Genomic DNA, 10101 nt, shown 5'->3' with positions numbered 1-10101 from the left:
CTATCGGGAGTTCATGTGTCGATGTCCATTAGGTGGAGGGGAAACCATTGCAATCCAGAACTCGGATATTCAGAACTCGGCGTAGGTTCACCGGAGCGATGCTGACAACTGCATTGCTATCGCTGGCACTCACTACCGGACACGGAATGGCAAACGCCGTCCCCGCGTACCCGGCCCCGGACCCCGACCCGTTCTATGCACAAACCGAAGCCGCAACCGGCCCCGTCGGAACACCGATTTCGGTACGCCGAGCTCCCGACCTCCCCACCTTCCCCGGCGCCTCGTTCTGGCAGGTCAGCTTCCGCTCGACCAACTCCGAGAACAATCCGATCGTTGCAGTAACCACCGTGCTTGTGCCCGCCAATCAACAGCCTGACGGTCCACTGCTGTCCTACCAGCACATCGTCAATGCACTCGGGTCAGAATGCGCACCATCGCGCACCCTCTACACCTCCGACCCCAACAAGGTCTTCCGCGAAGCCCCGGTACTGAACGTCGCACTACAACGAGGCTGGACCATCGCACTACCCGACCATCTGGGCCCCAACAGTGCCTACGGCGCAGCACGCCTCGGCGGCCAAATCACTCTCGACGGCATACGTGCCGTCCAGAAAGTGCCCGAACTACGCGTCGCGTCCAGCCCCGTCGGGATCGCCGGATACTCCGGCGGCGGCATGGCAACAGCATGGGCAGCTGCTCTTGCACCCACCTACGCGCCCGAGATCAACCTCGTCGGCGTAGCCCAAGGCGGCGTACCGATGAACATCGGCAAAATGGCCAACGCACTCGGTCAAGACCCCCATCCCGCATTCGGTCTCGCATTCGCCGCCGCGATGGGCCTCGAACGTGAATACCCGAGCGAACTGCCACTGAGCAACGAACTCAATGCCGCCGGCCGCGCCATGGAAGTGCAACTGACCAATGCCTGCACCAACGACATCCTGGTCGCCGGAGCCGGTCGAAGCGCTCGCCAGGTCACAGACTCGATAGCGATGCTGACCAGCCCCCAAGCCGTCAGCGTCATGAACGCCAACAGCGTCGAACTCTACCCCGGCGTCCCTACCGCGCCGATATTCGAATGGCACAGTCCCACAGACGCTTTGATCCCCGTCGATTCTGTACTCAACACCAATGCCCGGTACTGCGCCGCTGGCGCAACCGTCGAATCCCAGCTCTATCCCAGCCCGGATCACCTCACCACCGCGGTCCTCGGCCTGCCGGACGCATTCGACTACCTCCAAGATCGATTCGACGGCAAACCCGCACCGAGCAACTGCTGACATGGCTCTCTCACATGGCGCAAGCCCCCGACGCATGGAATCGTGGAGTCATGAACGATGCGGATGACACCGGTGCAGCAGCCGAAGGCGGTTACAGCCTCGATCCCGACGATCAACTACAACCCGAAGACACACTGATCGACCGAGGCGTAGACGACATCCTCGACGAAGGAATCTCACCGCCCGAGCGTCCCTACCTTCTCGGAGATACGGATGTGGGGGAGACCCTCGACCAACGCCTCGCCGAAGAAGAGCCCGATCCAGCAGCCAAACTCGGTGATCCGTTGTACGAGCCTGCCGACGCTGACGATCCCGTACGGGAAGCGGAATTCCCATCCCCACGCGAGGTCGGTAACCGCCGTGCCGGCAGACTCGTCGCCGAGGACGAAGGCCGCTACGAGGACGAGGAAAGTGAACTCGTCGCCGAGGATGTCGGTGTCGACGGTGCGGCTGCATCCGCAGAAGAAGCTGCCGTTCACATCATCGAGGACTAGACCTGCTCGATTCGAGGGCTGCGCCGCTCAGGGCGACGTCATCACAATTGTATGGACGCGATCTCCGCCAAGGCGTTTACTCTCGTACATCGCGGAATCCGCCAGACGGTGGAGTTCGTCGACTCCGGCATCCATCGCATCCGTATCGGACCACAGACCGTTGTGGATGGCGATTCCGATACTCGTGGTCGAGCGGGGTTCGACCAACGAACCATTCATGACACCGTGAATCCGGGAAAGAAGCTCACCGACGGCAGCGAGCGGCATGATCTGAACGACGACAAATTCATCGCCACCAACTCGGGCAACGGCAGCGTCCGGTCGCGCCCACTCGGTCAGTCGATTCGCGGTGCGGAGGATGACGCGATCGCCGACATCATGACCGTAGGTGTCATTGAAATGCTTGAACCTGTCGATATCGATAACAACGACCAGCAATGACTGCCCAGGCCGGGATTTGGACCGTACCAATTCCGACGTACGACGCGTAAGACCCCGCCGATTGAGCAGGTCCGTCAATGGATCGAGCTCGGAACTCTGTGCGTCGTTGCTGAGAAGTGCCAGCGCAATTTGAGTCAGCAACGGCATTACCGTGATGAGGCTGATCGCAAAAATGATTCGCCCGAGAACATCGAAAGCAGTTGTCGGCGCATCCGTGAACACACCGATGCTGGCAACGATGATGACTACCGTCGAGAACGATAGGTGCCAGATCTGAGCTCGCACGTTGTGAAAGAACGCGATGTACGAGCCGACTAGCCCGAACACGAGTGAACCCATCAGTCGCTGTTCAAGATTCGCTTCGGTGAGCACAATGATCGCAATGGCGAGATCGCCGGCGATAACAAACTGGTACGAGCGTTCCCGAGTGGTTGCGAGTTTCGGCAATGCAACCCCGCCGATGATTGCGAGGACACCGATGATCAGATCGAGCGGAAAACTGATTACCTGGGACGATTGAGTTCCCAGCCGCTTGAGAAGAATCGTCAGGCCCATGGAAATCACCATGAGTCCGATGACATTTCGAGTTATCGACAAGAGTCCGTTGTCACGGAGAAAACGGGTAAATCGATCAAATTGGTCAGGTACCGCGAGCCATCGTTCGGCCACGTCGCGTAGGGGTTTCACTGAGGATGCAAACCTCGTGAAATGGCGGGCCGAAGACAAAGCATGTCGCCGATCCTAGTCGGTATTCCGAATTGTTCGATGACGCGCGCCGGGTACTCACACCTCAATACGTCACAGTGACGTATTGAGGTAAGGGGACTGCGACAGGGGTGTTCGATCCAGATTCGACTCACTGCCGTATCGGGATGTGCCGAGTGCCTGTATCGGCCCCGTTCATGCCTGCCGGTTCAAGGGGCCAGGGGTACGCGGCGGGATCACCTAGCCGTGGATCCGGCTCGGCAGAAGTCCGAGGGGCGTGTGAACCCCGCCAACTGTCAGGCTAGGTACACACGGAGCCCGGCAGGGTAAATCTCTGTGCGCGTAGGTACAGAGACGGCAGGTACAGGCGCATGTAAGTCGATGGACAGGAATGGAACTCAGCACCCATATCCGCAGGTCATAAATTTGCCGATAATCTACATTATGTCAAGTAACGGCAATCTGGCGCTTCCCCCTGACGTTCAGTGACAGCTTGCGCAGGCCGATTCCGGAATCGTGTCGACTTGGATGCGTCGTCGCCACATCTCTACTTGGAGTCGACGCAACAACGACGGATGCTGCAGTCGATGGTCTAGGTTGTTGCCAGCCGCGTCGCGGCGAATCTTCACCGACGAACTGCAATCCCACAACGCCAGCGCATCACCGTCGCCGTACGCAGTCCGGTAATGAATTCCGCTGACGGAATCTCCAGCTGGTCGATCCTCGAATATCGCCCGGGCCCATTCCTGCGTCGACGCCCGAGGTTCTGCGCCTTGGGCCAGCGCGGGCAAAGCGCCGATCGCCATCGCCGAACCAGGTCCGGCGAGATCAAGCATGTCCAGCGATGTCGCCGGTTCTACGATCGAGACTCGATAGTTCGGACAAATCTGTGCGACACCGGCCTCACCGAAGACCTCACTTGCCGCTGTGGCGAGATTGTCCGCGACGTACAGCACGGCTCGTCCGTCGGGATCTAATGCCGGCGGATTCGGTGTGTGATGGTCAAACCTGCTGACAGGCCCAAATGATCGGAAGGTCGCACCATCCGGAGTATGCGAGCTGCGATGGTACACGCGGCACCACTGCCACGACTCCCCTGGGTCTGAACTGGGCGGAATCCATTGCCAGAGAACACCGCCCGCCGACAGGGGTCGTTGCGGCGAACTCAGTGATTTCACCATGCAGCGGCGGTGAGGCGCTTCGCGTGTGCGACGACTCCGTCCGGTCCGTGCGCGAGTAGCTCCTGCAATGGGGTGCGCCCGTCGAACTCGTTGCTCGGCTTGTTCATCCAGGCCGACAAGCTCACCGGTCCACCCGGAAATACGGCTTGTAGCGTGTCCAGGCGTGGAACGATTCCGGAAGCATTGTCCGGCACGAATTGCCAAGCCGGTAAACGCCATTCGCGTCCCCGCTTAAGGCCGATCAGCTTGCCCTCGTCAATTTTGGCTGTGATTGCCTGTTCGCGGATACCCAGTAGATGTGCGGCCTGCTTACAGGTCAGACCAGTAGCCGCGAGCGACTCCCGCGCTGCATATTGGTCGGACAAGTCCCCCACGACGGCTTCAAGCGCTTCGGCTTGGGTTGGTGCCGGTCCCCAGGACGCTTCATCAAGATCGCCGTCTGCCGACACTGCGGACGCAACCCGTGCAACGTCGCCGGCGTTGGATCCGGCGAGCAGTTCCGTAAGGGCGGAAAGCAGCTCGTCAGCGCCGTTTTCGGAACTCGGAACCGGAGCCAAGGTGACCTTGTGGTCGGCGATCAACCGCTGCATCACCAGGTCTGCTTCTTCAGCTGATGTGTGTGCGGCAGCTCGAACTGCATCGGCGTCGGCCTCCGTGAGATCGGCAACCAGATGTAGGCGCGCACGCCGTACTTCGGGCGTGGAACTGCTGGTGTGGTGCTTCCGTGTAGCGACCATCAGATCTCCTTCTCGCGGTGCAGCACAAGCTATGAAAGCTAACCGTGTATTGAGTGTACGCCGCGCCGACCTACAAGTGCAGGCCCAGTCATGTGCGGACGGATAGCTTTGACACATGGATCTCGTCTCACTAGTTCTGGGTTCGCCGCGCGGACGGTTCTTCTGCGCGAATATCGGCTTTGCCTGCAGCAACAAGGGAGAATCCGGCTACAACCGACGACACACGTCGAGTGATGTCCTTGACGACCTCGCCAACGTCGACGTTCAAGCGATTGCTCAGCTATCGGAGTTCGAACTGCTTGACGTGTTGTCGTCTGCCGTGGATGTCGCACGCTATTGGCAGCCACCGGACGAAGAAGACGAAATATTCGCTCTCCCTGAGGTCCTCACAGTCTTGCGGCCGATTGCCCAAGCGATCTTGGAGTCACCGCACACCAGTTGGTGGAGTGAGCCAGTCGATCTCGCCAACCAGCGAGTGGTGCAGAAATTCGAATCGATTCCTGACTCGCCCGCGGAGCCCCTGCGCATTCGTCAACTCGGCGACGGCCTCGAACGCTGGCACGAACACATGTTGGCTTACGAAGCACAGTTCGTCGAGTACGTGAAGGCAGATCCTGACAGGAATATCGGCGGCCAATGGTGGTCGATCCCGGCGGCCGACGGGGTATATGACACGACCCGAGAACGCGATGGCATCGGCGCGATGGAACTGATGCTTCAAGAAGACAGCCCAGGATGGGGTTATCCACGTGCCTGGCCTGTGCGCGTCCATGGAACGCCCCGTGTCTACGAGATCACCTGTCCCGCAGACTGGGCTCACCTGGTCGATGCCTATCCCCTCGCTGTGCCGGCATCGCGTCGTTTCGTTTGGCACGACACCACCGGCGACTACCGAAACTGGTTCGTTCCGGATTGGACCGGTGTAGTTGCCGATTACGACGCCGTGCACCTGACCATGACCGGCTATCTCTCGACTCCGGGGATCACGATCCCCCTGACCCGACACTCCGGCGCCACGGTGCTTGCCGGCTGGAATCCTGACGTCACGTACTGGCTGTCCAGCGATTTCATCACTCTCGGCGACACCATGACGGAATGGCGGCGCTCCCCTGACGGCCCGTGGGTAGCTACCAGCTAGCTTTTATAGATGGATGCCGTTGCACTGATGATGAATTCGCCGCGTGGCCGGCATTTTTGCGCGAACATCGGCTATGCGTGCAGCAACGGCGATGGTTCGTATCGCAGTCTTCGACGCAATGTTCTTGATGTCCTCGCGAAAGTCGATGTTCGAGCGATTGAACAGTTGCCCGAAATCGAGATACTCAATGCTCTGGCATACGCCGTCGATTGCGCGCAGTATTGGCAGCCGCCGGACGAAGAAGACATCGTGTTTGCACGCCCGGAGACCGTCGCAGTTTTGAAGCCAATTGCTGAGACGTTGTTGGCGTCGGCAGGTGCGAGTTGGTGGACCGAGCCCGTCGACCTTGCCAACCAACGATTGGTCCAGAAGTTCGACTCGACTCGTGATGTGGCCGAGTTACCGCTGCTCATTCACCCGGTAGACGACGGACTGCAGCGATGGCGAGAACGTGCACTCGCCCAGGAAGCGAAGTTTGTCGAGTATCTGATCGAGGATCCCAACAGCCATGTCGGTAGTGAATGGTGGTCGATTCCGCTCGCCGACAGGGTTTATCGCACGACCCGATCGAGGGAATGCGTCGAAGCGATGGACCTCATGCTTGAAGAGGACGGCTTTGGATGGGGACATGCACGTATCTGGCCAGTGCAGGTACAGGGAACGCCTCGGGTGTACGAGATTACGAGCCCAGCGGACTGGGCTCACCTCGTCGATACTTATCCCCTCGCTGTACCGGCATCGCGTCGTTCAGAGTGGCATTACACCACTGGTCAGTATCACGACTGGTTCATTCCGGATTGGACCGGCGTGGTCGCCGACTACGACGCCGTTCACCTCACGATGATGGGTTATCTCTCGACGCCGGGGATTACGATCCCTCTTACTAAGCAGCCGGGGGCGACGGTTCTCGCCGGCTGGGATCCCGACCAAACGTATTGGTTGAACAATGACTTCCTGGCACTCGGCGACATGGGAATTTGGTGTCACTCCCCCGACGGTTCGTGGGCGCCGGCCTGATCTGCGCGGGTGGTCTCGACCGCCGTGCTCATCTTGGTCAGGAACTCACCGATCGTCTCTAACTGCTGCGGCGTGAAGGTTTCCAAGACATCGATGGCGTGCCCGATGAGGGGGCCGAAGAATGACAAACCCAGGTCCTTCGCGCGGTCGGTAACACCGAGAAGCACTCGTCTGCGGTCGTTGTCATCCCGTTCGCGCTCTACGAGGCCGTTTTTGTTCATTCGATCGATCAAGGCTGTCACGGATGCGGAGTTCAAGCCCAACTGTTGGCCCAGCCATCCCGGTGTCGCATGGCGACCAGAGCGTTCGGCATCGAGAAGGCAGATAAGCGCACGCACATCGGTGGCGTGGAGTCGGTGTTGCGTCGCGAACTCCGCGCCGAACAAGTCCAGCTGAACAACCAGTGCACGCAACTGATGCACCATCTCGTGGCCACCGGCGCTCGGTGCCTTCTTCTTATCGGTCACTTCGACTCCATTTGCTCGACGAATTTACTTCCATTGTCTATTATCTCGATCATCGAGATAAACGAGGATGGAGAGAAATGTTGATCAGATCATCGATCGATCAGTTTGCGTCCACAGATGCTGGTGAGGCTTTCCATCGCGCCTATGACGCGGTCCTTGCCAAGTGGCCCAATGGAACCACTTCTATGGCACTCGAATCCGATTACGGCACAACCCATGTCATCACCTGCGGCCCGCAGGACGGCCCACCGGTGATTCTGCTCCCGGGCGCTGGTGCGACTTCGACGGTGTGGTTTGGCAATGCAAGTGCGCTCAGCGCACACAATAGGGTCTACGCGGTGGATCTGATCGGAGACGCCGGTCGCAGTATCCCCCACGGCAAGTCGGTGAAGACTGTCGATGACCTGCTTGATTGGCTCGAGAGCGTCATCGACGGTCTGGGGCTCGACTCCCCCAGCCTGATCAGCCACTCGTACGGTGCGATGATCGCCTTGGCCTACGCCATACGTAACCCTGATGCCGTGAATCGCCTGGTGCTGATTGACCCGAACTCGTGTTTCGCCGGCATGAAGCCGCAGTACCTCCTGCACGCGTTGCCAATCCTCTTGCGTCCGAACGAAAAGCGTGAACGCGCCTTCATCGAATGGGAAACCGATGGCGCGTCACTGGACGAAGACTGGTTGTCGCTGCTCGCTCTCGGTGCAGCTAGTTTCCCGAAGTCGAAGACGATCGTGCCGAAGCACCCCGACAAGGCGGCTCTGGCTTCGCTGCCTATCGAAACCACCGTCATTCTTGCCGGGCAGAGCAAGGTTCACGACAGCCGACGATTGGAAGCGTTGGTACGGGCTTCGATTCCTCACGTCAGAACAGCGATTGTCGATTCGGCGACGCACCACACCCTTCCGATGCTGCCGGCTGCCGAACTCAACGCAGCGCTCTGCTCTGTTGTCGGATCGTAGTAAGTTCTCTCCTGCATGCCGACACGGCAGGTACGCGGTACACTGATGGCACAACTGGAGGTGATGACATGCTCGTCGACCGGGACCGCGCACGTGATTCGATTCATGCCTTGTCGGATCAGGACCTTGTGGTGCTACTTGCCGAGGAGTTCTCACGCCGACCCAATCTGCGACCAGTGCGCGATGATGTGACTGCGCTTCTAGCTATGGGACCTGCACTGGCATTGCAGCACGAGTCAGCAGTAGCGAATCCTGCCGCCGCCGCAGTTGCCCGAACCCGCATCGTTGCCTCTGCACTCAATTCGATTGTCGAAGAGCACGAGATGCTCGACTCGACTGCAGTCAGTCGTGTCCTGGGCAGATCTGCGACAAGTCGAAATACAGCCAGTCGACTCACCTCTACCGGTACCGTCATCGCCTTACCGGCGTCGGGGCAGAAGCTTTATCCAGCTTTCCAATTCGACTCTGAACATCAGAAGGTGCGACCGATCGTCGCTCAGATCAACCGGATCCTTGGCGCCAAAGATGATCCGTGGGGCGTCGCATCGTGGTGGCTGAATCCGACTGCGTTTGCCGACGACCCTCGTTCGCCCGCCGAACTCGCGGTCACGGGAGGGCATGAACAGGATCTGCTCGATATGGTCGACGATCTGACGCAGGGCTGAGTGGATTTGGATTACACCGATCCACCCTCGCCGCTACCTCCTGTATTGATCACCACAATCCCTGTCGGTATGTCGCTGTGGCGTATTCACAGCGCAACACGTGGCGCTGCGGATCTCAACCCCATCGCGAGGCCTCGCGTACGTGTGGGTGGCCGCTTCGACAGTATCGACGGTTCGTACTCATATCTCTATCTCGGCGACAGCCCAGCCGCAGCGGTGGGCGAGACGCTGTGCCGGAACCTGCCGGTGAATCATTCCCCTCGCCTCATCCCGCGTGCTCAGATTGTCGACCGGGTACTTAGTGAGCTTCGGACTGTCCGTCCGGTGCAGGTGGTCGACTTGACGGGAACGGGTGCAGCGCGAATCAATGCCGGCGCTTGGCTGACCAAATGCGATCCGTCCGGATACCTCCACACACGACGATGGGCTGCGGCAATACTCGCAGCGAATCCTGATGTCGACGGAATACAGTATCGGCCCCGACACGATGAGAACACTCTGTCTTGGATGCTGTCCGACTCCCCCAGCGTTTCTTCTCATCCTGCCGTCGAGGCCGTCGCTGGGCTGATTCCACTCGACTGCGCCGACGGTCACTACCTACTTGGCACGCTGCTGACCGCTCACAATGCAGCGCTAGGGCCGATCTGAACACCCACCCTGCGGGTCGAAGATTTGTGTAGTCATTAGTGGTGGCAATGGTGGCGTTGATGCTGAGACTGAAGTCGCGTTGGTACTTGTAGACCTAGGATATAGATTCGGAAAATCCTATGGTTCCGTCACCCGCTGATATTGATTGCTTCGAATGTCGACCACATTGGGGTCGACCGCCACTTTTTTGATCGCGATTCGATTGCGCAAGGAGACTACTCTCCCACCCGAATTGCCAACCGCGCCGGCTAGCGTATCCGAGGCCCCTCGCGGGACGGCAGCGAAAGCGCCAAAGTCCCCCAATGTCAACGAAGTAAACGAAAAGCGCCCCCTTCTGCCCTTGCCGCAGTTCCATACCAGCGGCATATT

Annotated in this window: 11 protein-coding genes; 7 read left to right on the top strand and 4 right to left on the bottom strand. The window is 59.3% G+C overall.

Going from position 1 to position 10101, the window contains the following annotated elements; genetic code table 11:
* Window positions 1-98: 98 nt before the first annotated feature.
* Window positions 99-1280, top strand: a complete 1182-nt coding sequence (locus tag BDB13_RS18695) for a lipase family protein (RefSeq protein WP_094272951.1) — start codon at window positions 99-101, stop codon at window positions 1278-1280.
* 50 nt (window positions 1281-1330) lie between these two features.
* Window positions 1331-1774, top strand: a complete 444-nt coding sequence (locus BDB13_RS18690; protein ID WP_094275020.1) for a DUF5709 domain-containing protein — start codon at window positions 1331-1333, stop codon at window positions 1772-1774.
* A gap of 27 nt (window positions 1775-1801) precedes the next feature.
* Here the strand turns inward: BDB13_RS18690 and BDB13_RS18685 are convergent, their stop codons facing one another.
* From BDB13_RS18685 to BDB13_RS18675, 3 genes are all read right to left on the bottom strand, one after another.
* A complete protein-coding gene (locus BDB13_RS18685) occupies window positions 1802-2902 on the bottom strand; it encodes a GGDEF domain-containing protein (protein ID WP_254922870.1) in 1101 nt (366 codons plus the stop codon).
* Between the two features lie 500 nt (window positions 2903-3402).
* Entirely contained in the window at window positions 3403-4101 is a 699-nt protein-coding gene (locus BDB13_RS18680) for an RES family NAD+ phosphorylase (RefSeq protein WP_094272949.1), read from the bottom strand.
* The gene (locus tag BDB13_RS18675) at window positions 4095-4838 is read right to left on the bottom strand and encodes a helix-turn-helix domain-containing protein (RefSeq protein ID WP_176459613.1); all 744 of its coding nucleotides are present in this window, start codon (window positions 4836-4838) and stop codon (window positions 4095-4097) included. The genes BDB13_RS18680 and BDB13_RS18675 overlap by 7 nt, the downstream gene beginning before the upstream one ends.
* Before the next feature lie 115 nt (window positions 4839-4953).
* On the opposite strand from BDB13_RS18675, the gene BDB13_RS32170 reads away from it, so the two are divergent.
* Window positions 4954-5976 carry a hypothetical protein gene (locus tag BDB13_RS32170; RefSeq protein ID WP_094272947.1) on the top strand — a complete coding sequence of 341 codons (1023 nt, stop codon included), beginning with the start codon at window positions 4954-4956 and terminating at the stop codon, window positions 5974-5976.
* A 9-nt stretch (window positions 5977-5985) separates the two neighbouring features.
* Window positions 5986-6993, top strand: a complete 1008-nt coding sequence (locus tag BDB13_RS18665) for a hypothetical protein (protein WP_094272946.1) — start codon at window positions 5986-5988, stop codon at window positions 6991-6993.
* Here the strand turns inward: BDB13_RS18665 and BDB13_RS18660 are convergent.
* Window positions 6960-7418 (bottom strand): MarR family winged helix-turn-helix transcriptional regulator, encoded by a 459-nt coding sequence (locus BDB13_RS18660; protein WP_094275019.1) that lies wholly within the window; start codon window positions 7416-7418, stop codon window positions 6960-6962. The two genes, BDB13_RS18665 and BDB13_RS18660, sit on opposite strands and share 34 nt — an antisense overlap.
* A gap of 119 nt (window positions 7419-7537) precedes the next feature.
* Between BDB13_RS18660 and BDB13_RS18655 the strand changes: the two genes are divergently transcribed.
* The 3 genes from BDB13_RS18655 (at window position 7538) to BDB13_RS18645 (ending at window position 9732) form a co-directional block, all read left to right on the top strand.
* On the top strand, window positions 7538-8419 hold the full coding sequence (locus BDB13_RS18655) for an alpha/beta fold hydrolase (RefSeq protein ID WP_176459612.1): 882 nt from the start codon (window positions 7538-7540) through the stop codon (window positions 8417-8419).
* 68 nt (window positions 8420-8487) lie between these two features.
* Complete coding sequence (locus BDB13_RS18650; RefSeq protein WP_094272945.1) at window positions 8488-9084, top strand: hypothetical protein; 597 nt, start codon at window positions 8488-8490, stop codon at window positions 9082-9084.
* A 45-nt stretch (window positions 9085-9129) separates the two neighbouring features.
* Window positions 9130-9732 (top strand): RES family NAD+ phosphorylase, encoded by a 603-nt coding sequence (locus BDB13_RS18645; RefSeq protein WP_254922869.1) that lies wholly within the window; start codon window positions 9130-9132, stop codon window positions 9730-9732.
* Window positions 9733-10101: the final 369 nt, after the last annotated feature.

The organism is Rhodococcus sp. OK302 (assembly GCF_002245895.1).
Lineage (GTDB): Bacteria > Actinomycetota > Actinomycetes > Mycobacteriales > Mycobacteriaceae > Rhodococcus_F.
This window is presented reverse-complemented; position numbering and strand designations above follow the sequence as displayed.

Coding starts and splice junctions, on each gene's coding strand:
- BDB13_RS18655 (WP_176459612.1), top strand. CDS start 7,538: ATGTTGATCAGATCATCGATCGATCAGTTTGCGTCCACAGATGCTGGT.
- BDB13_RS18660 (WP_094275019.1), bottom strand. CDS start 7,418: ATGGTGCATCAGTTGCGTGCACTGGTTGTTCAGCTGGACTTGTTCGGC.
- BDB13_RS32170 (WP_094272947.1), top strand. CDS start 4,954: ATGGATCTCGTCTCACTAGTTCTGGGTTCGCCGCGCGGACGGTTCTTC.
- BDB13_RS18665 (WP_094272946.1), top strand. CDS start 5,986: ATGGATGCCGTTGCACTGATGATGAATTCGCCGCGTGGCCGGCATTTT.
- BDB13_RS18690 (WP_094275020.1), top strand. CDS start 1,331: ATGAACGATGCGGATGACACCGGTGCAGCAGCCGAAGGCGGTTACAGC.
- BDB13_RS18650 (WP_094272945.1), top strand. CDS start 8,488: ATGCTCGTCGACCGGGACCGCGCACGTGATTCGATTCATGCCTTGTCG.
- BDB13_RS18675 (WP_176459613.1), bottom strand. CDS start 4,838: ATGGTCGCTACACGGAAGCACCACACCAGCAGTTCCACGCCCGAAGTA.
- BDB13_RS18695 (WP_094272951.1), top strand. CDS start 99: ATGCTGACAACTGCATTGCTATCGCTGGCACTCACTACCGGACACGGA.
- BDB13_RS18680 (WP_094272949.1), bottom strand. CDS start 4,101: ATGGTGAAATCACTGAGTTCGCCGCAACGACCCCTGTCGGCGGGCGGT.